This is a genomic window from Bradyrhizobium sp. GW821-FHT12B03, assembly GCF_058807535.1.
In genome coordinates, this window is record NZ_JBXAQU010000016.1 from 128,477 (window position 1) to 147,096 (window position 18,620).

22 protein-coding genes and 1 pseudogene are annotated in these 18,620 nt (G+C 65.1%); 14 read left to right on the forward strand and 9 right to left on the reverse strand.

The window, feature by feature from the left end:
• Window positions 1-95 precede the first annotated feature (95 nt).
• Window positions 96-338, forward strand: a complete 243-nt coding sequence (locus AC1RUR_RS27000) for a PilZ domain-containing protein (protein ID WP_492849646.1) — start codon at window positions 96-98, stop codon at window positions 336-338.
• A 278-nt stretch (window positions 339-616) separates the two neighbouring features.
• On the opposite strand, the gene AC1RUR_RS27005 is transcribed toward AC1RUR_RS27000, so the two are convergent.
• Window positions 617-847, reverse strand: coding sequence for a hypothetical protein (locus tag AC1RUR_RS27005; protein ID WP_492849648.1), 231 nt, complete (start codon window positions 845-847; stop codon window positions 617-619).
• Between the two features lie 168 nt (window positions 848-1,015).
• Between AC1RUR_RS27005 and AC1RUR_RS27010 the strand changes: the two genes are divergently transcribed.
• The 3 genes and pseudogenes from AC1RUR_RS27010 to AC1RUR_RS27020 all read left to right on the forward strand — a co-directional run bounded on the left by AC1RUR_RS27010 (window position 1,016) and on the right by AC1RUR_RS27020 (window position 2,215).
• Entirely contained in the window at window positions 1,016-1,420 is a 405-nt protein-coding gene (locus AC1RUR_RS27010; RefSeq protein WP_492849650.1) for a hypothetical protein, read from the forward strand.
• 191 nt (window positions 1,421-1,611) lie between these two features.
• Window positions 1,612-1,767 (forward strand): annotated as a pseudogene (locus AC1RUR_RS27015) (PaaI family thioesterase); the annotation flags it as partial.
• A 118-nt stretch (window positions 1,768-1,885) separates the two neighbouring features.
• Entirely contained in the window at window positions 1,886-2,215 is a 330-nt protein-coding gene (locus AC1RUR_RS27020) for a hypothetical protein (protein WP_492849652.1), read from the forward strand.
• Window positions 2,216-2,297: 82 nt separating this feature from the next.
• On the opposite strand, the gene AC1RUR_RS27025 is transcribed toward AC1RUR_RS27020, so the two are convergent.
• The 4 genes from AC1RUR_RS27025 to AC1RUR_RS27040 form a co-directional block, all read right to left on the reverse strand.
• Window positions 2,298-2,654: a carboxymuconolactone decarboxylase family protein gene (locus AC1RUR_RS27025; protein ID WP_492849654.1), complete on the reverse strand. Its 357-nt coding sequence runs from the start codon at window positions 2,652-2,654 to the stop codon at window positions 2,298-2,300.
• A gap of 10 nt (window positions 2,655-2,664) precedes the next feature.
• A complete protein-coding gene (locus tag AC1RUR_RS27030; RefSeq protein ID WP_492849656.1) occupies window positions 2,665-5,889 on the reverse strand; it encodes an efflux RND transporter permease subunit in 3,225 nt (1,074 codons plus the stop codon).
• Entirely contained in the window at window positions 5,886-6,875 is a 990-nt protein-coding gene (locus AC1RUR_RS27035) for an efflux RND transporter periplasmic adaptor subunit (RefSeq protein ID WP_492849658.1), read from the reverse strand. Before AC1RUR_RS27035 ends, AC1RUR_RS27030 begins: the two co-directional genes overlap by 4 nt.
• Window positions 6,876-6,999: 124 nt before the next feature.
• Window positions 7,000-7,299 (reverse strand): ArsR/SmtB family transcription factor, encoded by a 300-nt coding sequence (locus AC1RUR_RS27040; RefSeq protein WP_492849660.1) that lies wholly within the window; start codon window positions 7,297-7,299, stop codon window positions 7,000-7,002.
• 116 nt (window positions 7,300-7,415) lie between these two features.
• On the opposite strand from AC1RUR_RS27040, the gene AC1RUR_RS27045 reads away from it, so the two are divergent.
• The 6 genes from AC1RUR_RS27045 (at window position 7,416) to AC1RUR_RS27070 (ending at window position 12,608) form a co-directional block, all read left to right on the forward strand.
• Window positions 7,416-8,702, forward strand: coding sequence for an NAD(P)/FAD-dependent oxidoreductase (locus AC1RUR_RS27045; protein WP_492849662.1), 1,287 nt, complete (start codon window positions 7,416-7,418; stop codon window positions 8,700-8,702).
• Window positions 8,699-9,142, forward strand: coding sequence for a thioredoxin TrxC (gene trxC, locus AC1RUR_RS27050; RefSeq protein WP_492849664.1), 444 nt, complete (start codon window positions 8,699-8,701; stop codon window positions 9,140-9,142). Before AC1RUR_RS27045 ends, trxC begins: the two co-directional genes overlap by 4 nt.
• Before the next feature lie 28 nt (window positions 9,143-9,170).
• On the forward strand, window positions 9,171-9,374 hold the full coding sequence (locus tag AC1RUR_RS27055; RefSeq protein WP_492849666.1) for a YgaP family membrane protein: 204 nt from the start codon (window positions 9,171-9,173) through the stop codon (window positions 9,372-9,374).
• A 41-nt stretch (window positions 9,375-9,415) separates the two neighbouring features.
• A complete protein-coding gene (locus tag AC1RUR_RS27060) occupies window positions 9,416-9,805 on the forward strand; it encodes a DUF302 domain-containing protein (protein WP_492849668.1) in 390 nt (129 codons plus the stop codon).
• A gap of 30 nt (window positions 9,806-9,835) precedes the next feature.
• Window positions 9,836-11,275: a cytochrome c oxidase accessory protein CcoG gene (gene ccoG, locus AC1RUR_RS27065; protein WP_492849670.1), complete on the forward strand. Its 1,440-nt coding sequence runs from the start codon at window positions 9,836-9,838 to the stop codon at window positions 11,273-11,275.
• 163 nt (window positions 11,276-11,438) lie between these two features.
• Window positions 11,439-12,608 carry a GNAT family N-acetyltransferase gene (locus AC1RUR_RS27070; RefSeq protein WP_492849672.1) on the forward strand — a complete coding sequence of 390 codons (1,170 nt, stop codon included), beginning with the start codon at window positions 11,439-11,441 and terminating at the stop codon, window positions 12,606-12,608.
• A gap of 7 nt (window positions 12,609-12,615) precedes the next feature.
• Here the strand turns inward: AC1RUR_RS27070 and AC1RUR_RS27075 are convergent, their stop codons facing one another.
• Window positions 12,616-13,281 carry a DsbA family oxidoreductase gene (locus tag AC1RUR_RS27075; RefSeq protein WP_492849674.1) on the reverse strand — a complete coding sequence of 222 codons (666 nt, stop codon included), beginning with the start codon at window positions 13,279-13,281 and terminating at the stop codon, window positions 12,616-12,618.
• A 71-nt stretch (window positions 13,282-13,352) separates the two neighbouring features.
• Window positions 13,353-14,174 carry a helix-turn-helix domain-containing protein gene (locus AC1RUR_RS27080; protein ID WP_492849676.1) on the reverse strand — a complete coding sequence of 274 codons (822 nt, stop codon included), beginning with the start codon at window positions 14,172-14,174 and terminating at the stop codon, window positions 13,353-13,355.
• Between the two features lie 101 nt (window positions 14,175-14,275).
• Between AC1RUR_RS27080 and AC1RUR_RS27085 the strand changes: the two genes are divergently transcribed.
• Both AC1RUR_RS27085 and AC1RUR_RS27090 read left to right on the forward strand, forming a co-directional pair.
• Window positions 14,276-14,506, forward strand: a complete 231-nt coding sequence (locus AC1RUR_RS27085) for a hypothetical protein (protein WP_492849678.1) — start codon at window positions 14,276-14,278, stop codon at window positions 14,504-14,506.
• Window positions 14,507-14,556: 50 nt separating this feature from the next.
• Complete coding sequence (locus AC1RUR_RS27090) at window positions 14,557-14,955, forward strand: hypothetical protein (RefSeq protein WP_492849680.1); 399 nt, start codon at window positions 14,557-14,559, stop codon at window positions 14,953-14,955.
• A 55-nt stretch (window positions 14,956-15,010) separates the two neighbouring features.
• On the opposite strand, the gene AC1RUR_RS27095 is transcribed toward AC1RUR_RS27090, so the two are convergent.
• Window positions 15,011-15,568: an SET domain-containing protein gene (locus tag AC1RUR_RS27095; protein ID WP_492849682.1), complete on the reverse strand. Its 558-nt coding sequence runs from the start codon at window positions 15,566-15,568 to the stop codon at window positions 15,011-15,013.
• A gap of 163 nt (window positions 15,569-15,731) precedes the next feature.
• On the opposite strand from AC1RUR_RS27095, the gene AC1RUR_RS27100 reads away from it, so the two are divergent.
• Window positions 15,732-16,337 (forward strand): hypothetical protein, encoded by a 606-nt coding sequence (locus AC1RUR_RS27100; protein ID WP_492849780.1) that lies wholly within the window; start codon window positions 15,732-15,734, stop codon window positions 16,335-16,337.
• A gap of 21 nt (window positions 16,338-16,358) precedes the next feature.
• On the opposite strand, the gene AC1RUR_RS27105 is transcribed toward AC1RUR_RS27100, so the two are convergent.
• Window positions 16,359-17,096, reverse strand: coding sequence for a TetR/AcrR family transcriptional regulator (locus tag AC1RUR_RS27105; RefSeq protein WP_492849684.1), 738 nt, complete (start codon window positions 17,094-17,096; stop codon window positions 16,359-16,361).
• A 109-nt stretch (window positions 17,097-17,205) separates the two neighbouring features.
• On the opposite strand from AC1RUR_RS27105, the gene AC1RUR_RS27110 reads away from it, so the two are divergent.
• Entirely contained in the window at window positions 17,206-18,603 is a 1,398-nt protein-coding gene (locus tag AC1RUR_RS27110; protein WP_492849686.1) for a carotenoid oxygenase family protein, read from the forward strand.
• Window positions 18,604-18,620 lie beyond the last annotated feature (17 nt).

An 18,620-nucleotide genomic window follows, 5' to 3' on the forward strand; every position in this document is an offset into this window, starting at 1 on the left:
AAGTCTGAAGCGCTGTGCAAGTAGCGCCAGTATTGAATTCAGTTCAACGTAATTTCTATGCACTATTTCACAATCGTGGAATTGGATTAACGCGAATGACAGAGAAGCGTGCAGCGCAGCGCTACCGTGTTTTCAAGGGTGGAACGATCACTTTTGAAAACGGCGACATCGCGTGTACCGTACGAAACATGTCGGCAGGCGGCGCGGCGATCGACCTCGAGACCCCCGTTACATTGCCGCAATCGTTCACACTCTCGATCGCGCGCGACAATTTCGCACGAAATTGCCACGCCGTGTGGCGCAGCGATAGGCGCGTCGGTCTCGCTTTCGTGCAATAGCGCGCGCGATGTGAACCAACGTTCGCATCTCATGCACAAGATGATGATGAGTGCCTGATACGATGGCGCCGCCGGCGCAGGCTCGCGATCACGCACGCGATGATCGAGAGCAGGACGTCGCGCTGACCATCGTTGGTATCGAGGCGCTCGAGCTCACCGGCCTCGACGAGCAGTGCAGCGCCCGGCGCTCCCCCGGCGATGCTTGGCCGCGGCCACGACAAGATGGGCGCGATGAGAGCGGTCAAAGGGCACTGGCGTGTCGCCAGCACCCGGCGCAGTCATTTGGGCTTCTTGGCAGGTTCGGGCGGACGCGCCCCGCTCCAGGGATCGTACTTCTCCTTGGGCTCGGGAATGCGCTCGAGCGCGGCCTTGTAGGCCTTCTCGTCGACCTTGGGCGTGTTGTCGACCTTCGGCGCGTTGCCCTGCCGCTTGCCGCCAGCACCCATCTGCGCCTGCGCCGTGCCGCCAGCCAGGGCCAGCACCGCAGCCGCTATGACCAAAACCCTCATTGATGCAATCCCCCTCGTCTGGGGTCCAAACTAGCTTGCAATCCCGTAATAGCAAATGCCGCGGGGTCCGGATCTTCAGTAAGACTTGCCTTCAGCAAATTTTGATCGGCCGGGACTTCGTCGGATCGCATTCGTGCCTATCTTGGCCCGCGGGGGGAACCTTCACGGATGTTGCGGATCATTGCTCATGTCGCGCTGCTGACCAGCGCGCTCGCGCTCGGCGCCTGTGGCTTTGCCGACAGCCGTGCGCCGGTGCCCGAGTTCATGCGCATGAAGGAAGCCGAGCAGCCGCAACCCGAGCCGCCCCCCGACGTCAAGCGCGTGGTGCGCGAGCAGATCGATGTCGTCTTCGTCAACACCTCCTATCCGCGCGACGTGCACGTCGCCCCGCCGCATCGTGAGGTACGAGGATCGGGCTGGACGGCCTGCGTCCGCGCGCAGCTCACCTCCGCAACCGGCACCGCGCTCGGCGCCCAGATCTACATCGTGACCATCACCGGCGGAAAGGTCGTCGATCGCCGCCGCGCGGAAGCCGACGACATCTGCGGGACGGAAACCTACGAGCCGATCTGACAGGCGGTCGACGAAGCGTCCGCTTCACGCTTCGCGATCCACGCAACGCGTCGCGGGACCTTCGGTCGTTTTCGGATCTCGTCATCGCGTCGGACTCGCATTGCGATACTGCGGCCTCTAGAGCCGCTCCATGCTCGACCTCGACACACAGTACGACGCCCTTCGCCGCCGCGACGCAACGCGACGGATGAGTGCGGCCTATCACGCCGGAAACCGGTCCGATCAGGGTCGAAGGCAGGGTCTTGAACTGTCGCCGTCGCGTTGGGACGGCGGACGGACGCGTGACAGATGCCAAGGGCCGGCTGCTCGCGCACGGGAGCACGACCTGCCTCATCTTCACAAGTTGACCTCGAAGGGAACAATCGCCCCGCTGCAAGATCCGATTCCGGGAAAAACCTGTAAATCGACCGGAACGATCTCCGCCTCCCCTTCTTGTACCCGCAGAGGGCAGTTTCGGAGGAGGACATGATGCGGACATTTGCGATTGCACTGCTGGCTGGCGTCGGGGCTCTCGCTGCGGCGAGCGGCGCGAAGGCTGCCGACATCTACACGACCAGCGAATACGCCAACCCCGATCTCATCCAGGAAGTCCGGCTCGTCTGCGATGACGCCGGCAATTGCTATCGCACCCGTGGCGGGGCGCGCGTGATCGTGCGCGACTCCTACAACGCCATGCCGCGCGAGCGCTATTATGAACGCCGCACCTATCGCGACTGGGACGATGGCCCGCGTGCCGGCGTCGGCATTCGCGCGCCCGGCGTCAGCGTGGGCGTCGGTGTCGGCGACCGCTGGTAATCAATAGAACCAAGACGGATGGGACCGGACGAGGCAACTACTCGCCCGGTCTCATCCATATGATGGCATCCGATCTCGGGCGTCAGGCGGCAACCGATTGCTGCTGAAATTGCTCGTAGGCTGCGATCGCATCGGCGCCATACATCAGCGACGGTCCGCCGCCCATATAGACGGCCATGCCGAGCGCCTCCTCGACTTCCTCGCGCGTCGCACCGAGCTTGACGAGGGCCTCGGTGTGAAAGCCGATGCAGCCGTCGCAACGCGCGGCGACGCCGAGCGCCAGCGCGATCAGCTCCTTGGTCTTCTTGTCCAGCGCGCCGTCACGCGTCGCGGCCTGGGCGAGCGCGGCGAAGCCCTTCATGGTGTCGGGAATGTCGCTCCGCAGCTTGCGCATGTTGGCGGAGATATTCCTGGTGATATCGACGTAGTTCTTGTCCATCGAATCCTCGCTAACTGGATTTGGCCGTCGTGGAAGTCGCCCCGGGCGGCGCGCGCAGGGCGACGTAGATTGCAGGGATGACAAGCACGGTGAGCAGCGTCGAGGACGCAAGCCCGAAGAGAAGCGAGATCGCCAATCCCTGGAAGATCGGATCGAGCAGGATGGTCGCGGCGCCGATCATGGCGGCAAGGGCTGTCAGCAAGATCGGCTTGAAACGAACGGCGCCGGCTTCAAGCACGACCTCACGAAGCGGCTTGCCTTCCCCGCCGCTGTGACGGATGAAATCGACAAGCAGGATCGAGTTGCGCACGATGATGCCTGCAAGCGCGATGAAGCCGATCATCGAGGTGGCCGTGAACGGTGCGCCCAGCAGCCAATGTCCCACCAGGATGCCGATCAGCGTCAACGGGATCGGCGTCAGGATCACGAGCGGCAGGCGGAAGCTCTTGAACTGAGCGACGACCAGCACGTAGATGCCGAGAATGGCTGCGCCGAAAGCGGCCCCCATGTCGCGGAACGTCACCCACGTGATCTCCCATTCGCCGTCCCACAGCAGCGTGGGTCGGGATTCATCGGTCGGCTGACCGTGCAGGCTGATCGCAGGCTTCGGCAGCTTGCCCCAATCATGGGCATCCACGCGATCCGCAACAGCCAGCATGCCGTAGAGTGGCGCTTCGAAGCGTCCGGCAAGTTCGGCCATCACCATGTCGGCGAAGCGGCCGTCACGACGGAAGATCGTCGGCGAACCCTCCTCCATGGTCGCCTTCACGACCTGGCCGAGCTCGACCACTGTCTTGCTGCCGGGCAGCGTGTTGGCCGGCACCGGCGTCGAAGCCAGTGCTTCGTCCCAGACCAGGCCGCGCTTGCCGAGATGCACCGCGATCTCGATCGGATTGCGATCCTCGCCGCGATGCGAGTAACCGATCGAGACGCCGCCGAACAACGCCTGGATCGTGTCATAGACATCGCGCTGCTCGACGCCGAAGAATTCGAGCCGGTCCTGGTCGATCGACAGCCGCAATCTCGGCCGCCTCTCGCCGATGGAATCGTCGACATCGACGATGAAGGGAACCTCGGCAAAGACCTTCTTCAGCTCGGCCGTCACAGCGCGGCGCGTCGCAGCATCGGGACCATAGATTTCGGCCAGCAGCGTCGCCAGAACCGGCGGCCCGGGCGGCACTTCGACCACCTTGATGCTGGTGCCCTTCGGGATATCGAGCGCCTTCAGCCTCTGCCGCAGCTCCAGCGCGATGTCATGGCTCGCCCGACTGCGCTCGCTGCGCGCGGCCAGGTTGACCTGCAGCTCGCCCATTTCGGGCTTTTCGCGCAGATAATAGTGCCGCACCAGGCCGTTAAAATTGAAGGGCGCCGGCGTGCCCGCATAGGATTGTAGCGAGGTGGCCTCCGGCAACTGCCGCGCGATCTCCGCCGCGCCGAACAGCGTGCGCTCGGTCGCCTCCAGGCTCGCCCCTTCCGGAAGGTCGACAACAACGGCGATTTCCGACTTGTTGTCGAACGGCAGCAGCTTGACCGTCACCGACTTGGTCGCAAACAGCGTCATGGACAGCAAGGTCGCGACACCGACGCCGAGCAGGAAGATCCAGGCCGCACGCTTGCTCCGAACGATGGGAGTGGCAAAGCGCCGGTAAAGCCGCCCGAGCCGCCCTTCCTGGTGCGCGGCATCGGCCCCCGCGACCTCGGTTTTCGGCGCCAGCTTGAGCATGAGCCAGGGCGCAACGACCATCGCGACAAAGAACGAGAACAGCATCGCCGCCGAGGCATTCGCCGGGATCGGCGCCATGTAGGGGCCCATCAATCCGGACACGAACAGCATCGGCAACAGCGCAGCGACCACCGTGAGCGTGGCGACGATGGTCGGGTTGCCGACCTCCGCCACCGCCTCGATCGTCGCCTGCAATCTCGACCGGCCGTCGCGCATACCCCAATGCCGCGCGATATTCTCAACCACGACGATGGCGTCGTCGACCAGGATGCCGATCGAGAAGATCAGAGCGAACAGGCTGACCCGGTTGATGGTGTAACCCATCAGATTGGCCGCAAACATCGTGAGCAGGATGGTCGTCGGAATGACGACGAAAGTCACGACCGCCTCGCGCCATCCGATCGCGATCGCAATCAGCACCACGATCGAGACCGTGGCGAGCCCAAGATGGAAGAGGAGCTCGTTGGCCTTCTCGTTGGCGGTCTCGCCATAGTCGCGCGTCACCGTCACCTGAACGTCGTCGGGAATGAGGCGCCCCTTCAATCCCTCGAGGCGTCGGCCGATGTCGGCGGAGACCACGACCGCGTTGGCGCCGGCGCGCTTGGCGAGCGCCAGGCTGACCGCAGGCACACGCGTCCACTGCCCCTTCTCGTCACGCGCATCGTTCCAGACCCGATGCTCGATCGTATTTGGTCCGATGATGACGGAGGCCACGTCCTTGACATAGACCGGCCGCCCGTCGCGCGTCGAGATCAGGAGCAACCCGATGTCGGGAATGCCCGCCAGCGTCTGGCCGGCCGCGACATTGCGCACGACGCCGGCATCGCGGACCTGGCCGGCCAGGAACGAGCGGTTGGCATCCTTCACCTTGGCCACGAGCTGTTGCAGCGTGACGCCGAACAGGGACAGTTTTTCCGGATCCGGCTCGACCCTGATCTGCTGCGCCGCGCCGCCGGAGATGTAGGTCAGTCCGATGCTGTCGATCTTTATGAGCTCCGAGCGCAGCTTGTCGGCGAGCTCGAACAGGTCCTTGTCCGTCCAGCGCCCGGCGGCCGCCGGCTTCGGCGCCAGTGTCAATACGGTCACTGCGACATCATTGATGCCACGACCGACGATCAGCGGTTCGGGGATCCCGACCGGAATGCGATCGAGATTGGCGCGGATCTTCTCATGGACGCGGAGGATCGCATCCTCCGCCTTCGTTCCGACCAGGAACCGCGCGGTGACCATCACGCGGTCGTCCTCGGTCTGGCTGTAGACATGCTCGATGCCGTCGATGCCCTTGACGATCGCTTCCAGCGGCTTGGTGACGAGTTCGACTGCGTCAGGCCCGCGCAAGCCGTCAGCATTGACCCGGATATCGACCATCGGCACGCTGATCTGCGGCTCTTCCTCACGCGGGATCACGACGACGGCGATGAGGCCGACCACGAGCGCCGCGATCAGAAACAGCGGCGTCAACGGCGAGGCGATCGTTGCCTTGGTAAGCCGGCCTGAGAGTCCGAGATTCACGGTCGCACCAATTGGTCGCCGGCCCCGATGCCGGACAGGATCTCGAGCCCGTCGGGAAACGCGGGCGTCGGCAGCTCGCGGCCGCGCTGCACCGGCACGTCGACCACCCCGCCCGCCTGCTGAAGCCGCACGTAGTCGATGCCGAACCGGGTCGTCACGTAGCCTGCCGGGATGACGAATGCCGGCCGCATGCCGCCGGAAATCCACACCCGCAGCCGGTCCCCGACGAAGTATTCGCCGAGACCTTCGACGCTGGCGTCTGCAATGACACGACCTTCTTCGATCTGCGGATAGACGAGATCGATGACGCCCCATTTGGGCGCCTCCTCACCGAGCTCGGCGCCGTCGACTCGAATCCTGTCGCCGGCTTTGAGCAGACGCGCGTGCCGCTCCGGCACCCGCAACCGCAACCTGAAATGCTGCTGCGCGACGGTGACGACCGCGTCGCCGGACATCACCACGGAGCCGACGGTGACGAGCTTTTTCAACACCCGGCCACCGGAAGGCGCCAGCACCTGCCCCTCGCTGAGCTGCTGCGCAATCACGGCGCGGTCGGCGGTCTTCGCGCGCAGCCCGTTCTCGGCCACGTTCAGCGCGGTGCGGGCCTCGTCAAGCTTGACGCGCGGCAGCGTGCCGCGCTCGACCAGACCTTCGATGCGCGTGAAATCGGTCTGCGCCTGAGTGGCCTGAGCCTGAAGCGCCTCGATCTGCGCATCCAGGGCCTTCATCTGAAGGGCCAGCTTCTCGTCGCCAATCATCGCGATCGCCTGGCCGGCAGTCACAGGATCCCCCTCCCTGACATTGAGCTGGACCACAATTCCGCCGATGCGCCCGCGCGCGGGCACAACGCTGACGCTCTCCACCGTTGCAAACACGGCCTTTTCGTCGGCGACGGAGTGCTGCGCCACGGTGAGTCTCTCCGCCGCGGCGAGACTGCTCTGCAGGGCGGAGGCTGCGAGAACCGCCAACAATCCGAGGAGTCGCATGGGGTTTGCCCGTGTAATCATGGAACCGTTACACCGCGCACGGTGTCCTTGTGTCATTTCGCCAGCTTTATCGAGTGGGGCGTTGATCTTGCTCAACGCGCCGCGACTCGAGCGCTCGTAGAGTTCATCTCGACCTTGCGGACTTCGGTGCACAAAACACCTGATAGAGCGTCTTCAGGATCTCGCGGGCCGGCTCGCTCGAGATCGAATAGAAGATCGTCTGCGCGTCGCGGCGCGAGGACACCAGGCCATCCTTGCGGAGGAGCGCAAGATGCTGAGAGACCGTGGAGTCGCGCAGGTCCAGGAACTCGGCGAGCTCGCCGACCGAACGCTCGCCATCGATGAGCTGGCAGATGATGAGGAGCCGGTGCCGGTTGGAAAGCGCCTTCAAAAGGTCGCTCGCCTGGTCCGCCGCCCGCTCCATGGTTTCGCTATCTATTTTCATACTTGCGTATATACGCATATACGAATATATAGTCAAGCATCGCGGTAGAACAGCCAGCCCAACTGGCGGAGCCGCTCATCCAGCGGAGGTAACCCATGGCGGAAGTCGTCGTAATTGGAGCCGGTCTTAGCGGGACGTTGATGGCCTATGAATTGCTGCCCCAGCTCGGAAAGGACGATCGCCTGAGCGTGATCTCGCAGGGCGCCGTCTATCACTTCGTCCCATCGAACCCCTGGGTGGCGGTCGGCTGGCGAAAGCGCGACGAGATCGAGATCGATCTCGCTGACATCATGAAGCGCAAGGGCGTGCGCCTGCTGACGCAGGGCGCCAAGCGTGTGCACCCGACCGAGAACTGCGTCGAGCTCGGCGACGGCACGTCGATCAACTACGACTATCTGGTCGTCGCGACGGGGCCTGAGCTTGCCTTCGACGAGATTCCCGGCCTGGGCCCGCAAGGCCACACGCAATCAATCTGCCACGTAGACCACGCCTCGCACGCGAAGGACGCATTTGAAAAGCTCGCGACCAATCCCGGCCCGGTCGTGATCGGCGCGGTTCAGGGCGCCTCCTGCTTCGGCCCGGCGTATGAATTCCTGTTCATCCTGGAAACCGAGCTGCGCCGGCGCAAGCTGCGCGACCAAGTCCCCATGACGTTCGTCACCTCGGAGCCCTATGTCGGCCACCTCGGCCTTGACGGTGTCGGCGACACCAAGGGCCTTCTCGAGAGCGAGATGCGAGAAAAACACGTCAAGTGGATCGCCAACGCGCGCGTCAAGGGCGTCGAAGCGGGCAAGATGGTCGTCGAGGAGCTCGGCGAGGACGGCGCGGTGCGCAAGACGCACGAGCTGCCCTTTGCGTATTCGATGATGCTGCCGGCGTTCCGCGGCGTCGAGGCGGTTCGCGGCATCGACAAGCTGACCAACCCGCGCGGCTTCGTCGTCGTCGACAAGCACCAGCGCAACCCCACTTTCCCGAACGTCTTCGCGGTCGGTGTCTGTGTCGCGATCGCGCCGGTCGGGGCAACGCCTGTCCCAGTCGGCGTGCCCAAGACCGGCTTCATGATCGAATCCATGGTGACCGCGACCGCGCTGAATATCGGCGCCCTGCTCCGGGGCAAGGAGCCGAGCGCACAGCCGACCTGGAACGCGATCTGCCTTGCCGATTTCGGCGATTCCGGCGTCGCCTTCCTGGCGCAGCCGCAGATCCCGCCGCGCAATGTCAACTGGTCGTCCAAGGGCGAGTGGGTGCACTACGCCAAGGTCGCCTTCGAGAAGTATTTCCTCCGCAAGATGCGGCGCGGCGAGAGCGAACCGTTCTATGAGCGTTTCCTGCTCGACAAGCTGAACATCGCCAAGATCAAGGAGGTCCGGACGGGCACATGAGCGAGACCCGCCAGATCGTGTGTGGGCATTGCGGGCGGACCAACCGCCTGCCAGCCGAGCGTGCGCCGGAAGGCGCGCGCTGCGGCGCCTGCCACCAGCCGATGTTTACCGGCCACCCCATCGAGGTGGACGAGGAAGCCTTCGGGCGCCATGTCGTCAACAGCGACATTCCAGTTCTGGTCGACGTCTGGGCGCCCTGGTGCGGCCCATGCCGCGCCATGGCGCCGATGTTCGAGCGCGCCGCGCAGCAGCTGGAGCCGCAGATTCGGCTGTTGAAGCTCAATTCGGACAACGCTCCCGAGTTGTCGTCGCGCCTCAACATCACCGGTATCCCGACCCTGCTGCTGATGCGCGGCGGCCGCGAGATCGCCCGCCACGCCGGCGCGATGGATGCACGCAGCATCGTGGCCTGGACCCAAGCCAGCCTGACCCGTTCGTAACGCCAACATACTCAAAGAGGAGCATGCCATGAATGTCGACAAAGCCGTTCTCGCCTTCGCAGGTTTCGTCGTCCTGCTCGGACTCGCACTGGGCACCTACGTGAATGCGTACTGGTATCTGCTGACGGCGTTCGCCGGGCTGAACATGTTGCAGGCCTCGTTCACGGGCTTCTGCCCCGCAGCGATCGTGTTCAGGAAACTGGGCCTGACCAGCGGCTGCGCGTTCTCGTGAGCCGGCGCTGGGAGGACAACCCAATTCGACGGAGACAGCCCATGACCTATCATTTCTCGAAAACGGTCGATCTGCCGTTCGACGCGGCGGTCGCCGCCACGACCGCAGCGCTGAAGCACCATGGCTTCGGCGTGCTCACCCAGATCGACGTGAAGGACACCCTGAACAAGAAACTCGGGGCCGAGTTTCGGCCATATCTCATCCTCGGAGCGTGCAATCCCAAGCTCGCCTATGAGGCGCTGAGCGTCGAGGACAAGATCGGTACGATGCTTCCCTGCAACGTCGTCGTTCAGCAGCGCGAGGGCGGCAAGGTCGAGATTTCGGCGGTGGATCCCGTCGCCTCGATGGCGGCGATCGAGAACCCGAATCTCGGCGCCGTCGCCGGACAGGTTCGCGAGTTGCTGAAGCAAGTCGTCGCCGAGATTGCGTGAGACCATTCGCACAGATTGCAGAGGCCGACCATGAGCGACGACACTTTCATCGAGGGACCTCTCTACGAGAAGCGGAGGAAGGTCTATCCGCAATCCGTCCACGGCCCCTTCCGCCGCATCAAATGGGCGATCCTCTGCGTCACGCTCGGGACTTACTATCTCCTGCCCTTCGTGCGCTGGAATCGAGGACCCGGCCTGCCGGACCAGGCGGTCCTGATCGACTTGCCGCATCGGCGCTTCTACTTCTTCTTCATCGAGCTGTGGCCGCAGGAGGTCTACTATTTCACGGGCCTCTTGATCATTGCGGCCATGACTCTGTTCCTGATGAACGCGGTCGCCGGCCGGCTGTGGTGCGGCTACATGTGTCCGCAGACGGTGTGGACTGACCTGTTCTATGCGGTCGAGCGCTGGGTCGAGGGTGACCGGCGCGAGCGCATGCAGGGCGACAAGCGCTACTGGACGTTCGATCACATCCGGAAGGTCGTGCTGAAGCACTTTCTCTGGATCATGATCGCCTGGTGGACCGGCGGCGCCTGGGTGCTGTATTTTTCCGACGCACCGACTCTGGTGAAGGAGCTCGCCACCTTCGAGGCCCCGTTCATCGCCTATCTCTGGATCGGCATCCTCACCGCCACGACCTATGTCTTTGCCGGTCACGCCCGCGAGCAGATGTGCATCTACATGTGTCCGTGGCCTCGCATCCAGGCGGCGCTGACCGACGAATGGGCGCTCAACGTCACCTATCGCCGCGACCGCGGCGAGCCGCGCATGTCGGTGAAGAAGGCGGACGCCGCCCGCGCGCACGGCGATCTCGCCGGTGACTGCGTCGATTGCCATCAATGCATCAATGTCTGCCCGACCGGCGTCGACATCCGCAACGGCATCCAGCTCGGCTGCATCCAGTGCGGCCTGTGCATCGACGCCTGTGACAACGTGATGCGCGAGATCGGCCGGCCCCGCGGCCTGATCGGCTACGACACCGACATCAACATGCAGCGACGGCAGGAGGGCAAGGCGCCGATCTACCGCATCATCCGTCCGCGCACGTTGATCTATGTGGCGGCCATCGCCATCGTCGGCAGCATCATGATCTATACGCTCGCTACCCGCGCGACGATGGACGTCAACGTGCTGCATGAGCGCAATCCCCTCTTCGTCCAGCTCTCGGATGGCGGGGTGCGCAACGACTACACCGTCCGCATCCTCAACAAGGGCGCGCAGCGATCGTTTGCGCTCGAGGTTTCCGGCCTGCCCGGCGCAACCATGCGCGTCGCCGGCATCGAAGCCAGCCCCGACGGCAAGCCCGTGATCGAGGTCGGGCAGGATCAGACCCGCGAGGTCAGGCTGTCGGTGCAGGTCGGCCCCGGCGACGTGCCTAAGACCTCCCGCGACGTCGACATCGCCATCACCGATACCACCGGCGGCGGACGCGCAAGCGCCCGCGATCATTTCGTGCCGGGCGAGCAGTGACTCCCAGATTCCATGGCGCATCCGGCGGCGACCGCCGGACGCTGAATGAAACGTTAACATTACCGCTCGAATTGAAGCGGCGTCCCAACGGGATTTTCCAATCTTTGCGCTAAGGATGACCGCGTAAACCGGGCTCAGCCCGCGTGAACGGGGATGACGGGACGTGGTCGACATCGCGCACCAGGCAGCGGTCAATCCGGCGTCGGCAAGGCATGCCGCGACGACGCGCGCCCTCGTTCCGCTTGGTGCGATCGAGGCCGGTCAGTGGCGCGCGCTGGCACAGCGCGCGATCGAGCCGAACGGATATTACCTGCCCGCCTGGGAGCTCGCCGTCAGCGCCACCGCGCGCGGTCGCACCAACGCCTCGGCGCTGTCCGCATTCGATGGATCTTCAACGCGGCTGATCGGGCTGATGCCAGTGGTCTCGCTGTGGCGTGCCTGGAAGATTCCCCTGCCCGCGCTGGTGAGCGCGCATCCCTATGGCACGCTGTGCAGCCCGCTGATCGACCGCGACGCTCCGATCGAGGCGGCGACCCGCCTGTTGCAGCAGGCGCGCAAGGCCGGCGCCCATGCGCTCGTGCTGAATGACCTCGCGCTCGACGGCGCGGCGATGGCGTCGCTCAATCAGGTTCTGCAACGCGACGGCCTGAAGCCGCGCATTCTCAGTTCCTACATCCGCGCCAGCCTCGATGCGACGCAGAACGGCGAGACGCTGTTGCGCGAGGCGCTCGGCGCCAGGAAGCTCAAGGAGCTGCGACGTCAGCGCCATCGTCTCGATGAGCACGGCCCTGTCGTGTTCGAGGTTGCGCGCAGGCCCGACGAGATCAGGCCGGCGCTCGAGACATTCCTGCAGCTCGAGGCCAGCGGCTGGAAGGGCAAGCGCGGCACCGCGCTGATCCAGCATGCCGGTGATGCGACCTTCATCCGCCGCGCAGTGCCTGCACTCGCCGACACCGCGCAGTGCGAGATCATCACGTTGCGGGCCGGCACGACTCCGATCGCGGCCGGCATCGTGCTGCGCCATCAGGATCGCGCTTTCTTCTTCAAGCTCGGCATCGACGAACGCTTTGCGAAATATTCGCCGGGCGTGCAGCTCACACACGACCTCACCCGTCACCTCTGCGCCGATCCCGCCATCGCCAGCGCAGATTCCACCGCGAGCGCCGACCACCCCATGATCAATCCGATCTGGCGCGGGCGCTTTGCGATCGGTGACGTGCTGATTCCGCTGCGGCGGAACGACCCGGTCGTGGCGCTGATTCACGCATCGCTGCTCGGCCTCAACGCCGCGCACGAGGCCGCGCGACGCGTGGTCCGCCGCCTCCGCAGATAAGCGAAAGCTACTCCGCCGCCTGCGCGTTGATCTCCGCCGACACCTCGCGGATGGCGCGGGCGAGCAGGTTCGGATCCTGCGCGCCGGAGACGGCGTATTTCTGCGCGAACACATAGGTCGGCACGCCGGAAATGCCTTTCTCGGCGGCCTCCTGCGCGTCGGCCGAGACGCGCGCGACGTCCTCGTCGGTGGCCAGGCGCTTGCGCACGTCGGCAGCGTCGAGGCCGACATCTGCGGCCGCCTGCACCAGCACGTTCACATCGGTGAGGTCGCCGCCGTCGCGGAAATAGAGCTCCATCAGGCGCTGCTTCATCTCGGGCGCCTTGCCGATCGCCTCGGCCCACAGGATCAGGCGGTGGCAGTCGGTCGTGTTGGGCTGACGCGCCACCAGCTCCGGCTTGTAAACGAGCCCCTCCTCGCTTGCAGCCGCAACGACGCGTCCGGCAATGCCTTTATAGGCCTCGACCGAGCCGAACTTCTTGGTGAGATAGTCCTCGCGGCTGATGCCCTCGCGCGGCACCCAGGGATTGAGGAAGAAGGGACGGAAGTTCAACTTGACCGGAACATCCGGCACGAGCGCCAGCGCGCTCTCGATGCGGTGCTTGCCGATATAGCACCAGGGGCACACCACGTCGGAGACGACGTCGATCTGGAGCGGTTTCAGCGTGCTCATATCAGGCGCCTCCTTCGGGCACTTTCAGGGTTTGCCCAAAGATAAGCCGAACCCGGCCCGAGGCAAGAGCGCTAAGTCATGGCTGCCGCCATCTGCTTCAGCCGTTCGGCGGTGCGCTCGTCGGCCGGAAAGAACGTCTCCAGAGCCAGCTCCGACAGGGTGATGTCCACGGGCGTGCCGAACACCATGGTGGTGGAGAAGAAGCTGAGTACCTCGCCATCGTGGCGCAGCTTGAAGGGGATGGCGACATTGTCGCTCGACAGCGGCGCCGAGCGCGCCGGAATGGGATAGCCCTTGAGGTCATTGTAGAGCTTGATCAGCTCCGGATCGGCCGTCGCCTCGCATTGCCGGTGCAGTCGCTCCAGCAGATGCCCGCACCATTCCGCGAGATTGACCGTGCGCGGCGCCAGCGCCTCGGGATGGAAGGCGAGCCGCAGCACGTTGAAGGGCTGGCCGAGCAGCCGCTGCGGGATGCCGTCGAGCAGCGGCGCCACCATGCGGTTGGCGGACACCAGGTTCCAGTGCCGGTCCACCGCAAGCGCGGGATTGGGCTCGTGTGCCTTGAGGACGAGGTCGATCGCCTGGCGGGCTGATTTCAAGGCGGGATCCTCCAGCGGACGCTGCGGAAACGCCGGCGCAAAGCCGGCGGCGACCAGCAGCACGTTGCGTTCGCGCAAGGGCACGTCGAGACGCTCGGCGAGCCTCAGCACCATGTCGCGCGAGGGCGCGGCGCGGCCGGTCTCGACGAAGCTCAAGTGCCGCGCCGAGATCTCGGCCTCGCCCGCCAGATCGAGCTGGCTCATGCGGCGGCGCTGCCGCCATTCGCGCAAATGGTCGCCGATATGGACCGGCTGGCTGCGTTCGGCGTGTGCCGTGGATGCATGAGCGTTCATGGTCGAAAACCTAGCACGCGCATTTCGGCCCTTCCATTACCCCGGAGGTAATCGAATTGGGCCCCGGGTCAGCGCATCTTCGGTCGCAACAGGAGATGACCATGATCGCGCTGCTGCTCTACCGAACCGTCGCAGACCACCTTCTGCCCTGGGCCATGACGCTCGCGACCCGCTTGCTGGCACGCAGCCTCAACATGCCCGAGCCGCTGGTTCATTCGACCGGCGATTATGTGGTCGCGCAAGTCGTCGCCTTCGAGCACGGCGTCGGCAGGAGCCTCTGCCCGTTCCGCATCGCCCGCCTGCTCCGCGCCTGGTGGCGCGGCCTGCGCTGAATTCCACCCCAAGACTCCACCCAAGCCCAACCCAAGCATGGAGACCTCAGATGATCGACGCATCCACTTTCCTCCGCCGCGCCCTGCTCGCCGACGCGATCTTCAGCGGCGTGGCCGCGCTCGGCTTCACCTTCGGCGCAGGCGCGTTCGCCGCGCTGTTCAACCTGCCCGAAGCGCTGCTGCGCGAGACCGGGCTGTTCCTGATCGCCTACACCGCGCTGGTCGGCTGGCTCGCCGCGCGCACCGCGGTGCCGAAGCCGCTCGTGCTGCTGGTCGTGCTCGGCAACGCGGCCTGGACGGTCGGCAGTATCGCGCTGCTGCTCTCGGGCGCGGTGTCGCCGAACCTTGCGGGCGAACTGATGGTCGTGGCGCAGGCCGTCGCGACCGGCGTGTTCGCCGAGCTGCAATATGTGGGATTGAGGAAGAGCGGAAGTGTCGTGGCGGCGTGAGGCAGCACACCCACGCGCAGTCGTCGCCCGGCCCCCGCCGGGCGACGGCGGTCGGCTACGCCCGCGCGCGGCCGTTCGGCTTGCCGATGGCGTGACCGTTGAGCTTCTTCTTGGCGCCCTTGGTGCCCGCCTTCTTGGCCTTGGCTTCCGTGCGCGCCTTCACCTTGGCGGCTTCTGCCCGCGCTTCGGCGCGCAGCTTCCTGCGCTTCTTCTCGCAGGACTCGCACTTGCAGCCGATCGGCTTCAGATAGGCTTTGAAATAGTCGGTGCCGTAATCGTAATTGATCTCGTCGCCCGGCTCGATGTTCCTGATGGCGCGGATGAAGACCTTGCGCTCGCGCGGGCGAACGTCGGACTCGGCGTTGGGCCGACAGGAATGATTGATGTAGCGCGCGAGGTTCTTGCGCACCGAGCCGTCGATGGTCCAGCGGCCGTTGAGCTCGAACAGATATTTGTTCTCGATCTCGTCCTGCGCAGGGATCCGCGAGTCCAGGATCGGTCCGAAATATCGGATGATCCGGGTTCCCTTCTTGATCGGTTTGGTGGCGAAGAGGCCGAGCCCCGTCTTGGAGCGGCCGACGCGATAAGGTTTGTTCGACGATGTGGCTGGCATGATCAGGAGAACGAGGACGCGAACGAGGCCGAATGAGCCCAAGCGAAGGCGCTCTTCTAGAACGATTCCGTGCCGCTGTCAGGTCTCAGGCAGGCCTGTTTGAACCTTGCCCACAATCAAGACGTCTGATGGTACGGAGTTCCCGGTGTATCGAGGCCGCATGATGACCCGCATCACCACAACGTGCCTGGCCATGTTGCTTGCGTGCACCGTCCTCGGTAGCGCAAACGCCCAATCCGTGGGCAGCACCTACACCTCGACGGCGCCGAAGGACTGCCGACAGGTCGGAAAGCCGAGCGAGCTCGACGGCAGCACGACGCGCGCCTGCCCGGGCAAGAACGGCCTGATGGTGCTGATCGCCGAGGACGATCTGCGCGAAATCGTCTCGGTCGGACGCAATCGCAAGGAAGCCGCCGAGGAACCGGCGGCCAAGATCTGGTTCGCCCCGTTCAATTCATCCGAGACCACGGTCGAATGGCGCGCCGCGGGCCAAAAACCGTTTGCAATCATCCAGCGCTGGCACATCGCCGATGGCAGCGATCCCGACAAACAGGGGCGGCCGAACACCAAGGCCATGCTGGTCGTGACGCGGCTGCCGCCAGGACCGGTCTGCCACGTTGCCTATGTCGACGCGATCGCCAACCCGAACGCCAACGAGCTCGCGCGCAAGGCTGCGGACGATGTCGCCCGCAGCTTCACCTGCGGCAAGGACGAGGTGAAGATCATCGGAAACAGCGGCCGCGCGGTCGAGCTGGCGACGATGCGCTAGGGCTGCGATCGTTGAAGGGCGCTACACCGGCAGCTTCGCCGTCACCGGCGCCATCAGCATCACCTCGAGCAGCCGCTCGGCCGTCGTGCCCTCGGGCAGCCGCTCCAAAATATCCGAGAGCCGCCCGTCGAGCAGCAGCGTGGTGAAGCCGTGCACCATCGACCAGGCGCGCGCGATCGCGGCGCCCTGCTCGAGCGTCAGCGCGTCGCCGCTGATCTGCTCCTGGCGCATCGCGCCGATGGCATTGGCAAGTCCGGCGAAGGAGGCCTCGGCCGCCTCGTGCAGCGAGGGCCTGGAATAGTCCAGCCGTTCGGTGCGGAACATGATGCCGTACATGCCGGGATGGGCCTGCGCATAGGCGACATAGGCTTTCGGCCGCGCCAGCGCGCGTGCCACAGGCGTGGTGGCGGTGTCGCAGGCCGACGCCATCGCCGCGTTGAACTGGCGGAAGCCGACGGCCGCAAGCTCGCTGAGAAGGCCGGTGAGATCGCCGAAATGATGGGTCGGCGCGGCATGCGAGACGCCCGCCTCGCGCGCCACCGCGCGCAATGTCAGGCCGGCGAGCCCGTCGCGCTCCAGCACCCGTTCGGCGGCCTGAAGCAGCGCCTCGCGCAGCGCGCCGTGATGATATGGCGTCTCCGTCTTCGCACTGGCCGGACGGCGTGCAGGTTGCGCGCTCGCTGCCGATGTCTTCCGCGAGGCGCGCGCGCGGCGCGCCGTTTCGGTCCTGGTTTCGCTCTTCGGATCGCTCTTGCCCATGAGGCAACGTATATGACGCAATATTGACAGTGTAAAGATTTCACTTGACCGGCGCGACGATCGGCTCTATCTCATCTTTACGATGTAAAGATAAAGGGAGGGATACGCCGTGCAGCAGGCCGCCATCACCGAGCACCACGACAATATCGCGCCGATTCCGTTCGAGGCCGACGCGCCCTTCCTCAAGATCGTCGGCGAATTGCCGCGCGAGCTGAACGGCACGCTTTATCGCAACGGCCCCAACCCGCAATTCGATGCGCCCGGCGCGCACTGGTTCGTCGGCGACGGCATGCTGCACGCCTTTCACCTCGAGAACGGCCGCGCCAGCTACCGCAACCGCTGGGTCCGCACGCCGAAATGGCTGGCCGAGCACGATGCCGGCCGCGCCTTGTTCGGCGGCTTCGGCCGCAAGCTGCCGGATGCGCCGCAAGACCTCACCGACGGCGGCGTCGCCAACACCAACATCATCTTCCACGCCGGCAAGCTGCTGGCGCTGGAAGAAGCCCATCTGCCGACCGAGATCGAGCCGGGCACGCTGGCCACGCGCGGCTATCACAATTATCAGGGCCGCGTCGCCGGCAGCTTTACCGCGCATCCGAAGGTCGATCCAATCACCGGCGAACTGGTGTTCTTCGGCTACAACGCCGCGGGGCCGCTGACGCCGGCCCTCTCCTACGGATCGATCGATGCCTCCGGCAAGGCGACACGCTTCGAACGTTTCGAGGCGCCCTACGCCAGCATGGTGCACGACTTCATCGTCACCGCGAACCATGTGCTGTTTCCGATCCTGCCGATATCAGGCAGCATGGAGCGCGCGATGAGCGGGCGGCCGCCCTACGCCTGGGAGCCGGACAAGGGCGCCTATGTCGGCGTGATGAAGCGGAGCGGCACCGCGAAGGACATCGTCTGGTTCCGCGGCGAAGCCTGCTACGTCTTCCACATCATGAATGCGTGGGAGGACGATAGCCGCATCGTCGCCGACGTCATGCAGTTCGAGGAAGCTCCGCTGTTTCCGCATCCCGACGGCCGCCCGACGGATCCGGACAAATCGCGCGCCCGCCACTGCCGCTGGACGTTTGATCTCGCGGGGAATACCGATCGCTTCCAGCAGACCTATCTGGACGATCTCACCGGCGAATTCCCCCGCATCGACGATCGCCGCGCCGGGCTGAAGAGCCGTCACGGCTGGTACGCCTGCGCCAATCCAAAACTGCCGATGTTCGGCGCGCTGTCCGGCATCGTGCACGTCGACGGCAACGGCCGGCGGCTCGGCCATTATCTGCTGCCGGCCGGCGACACCATCTCCGAGCCGGTGTTCGTCGAGCGGTCGAAGGATGCGCCCGAAGGCGACGGCTGGCTGCTCGCGGTGGTCTGGCGCGCACGCGAGAACCGCAGCGACCTCGCCGTGTTCAACGCCACCGACATCGAGGCCGGCCCCGCCGCATTGGTGCAACTCGGACATCGCGTGCCGGATGGATTTCACGGCAATTGGGTGGGCGCGGCATAGCGCGCCCCGAGCGACAT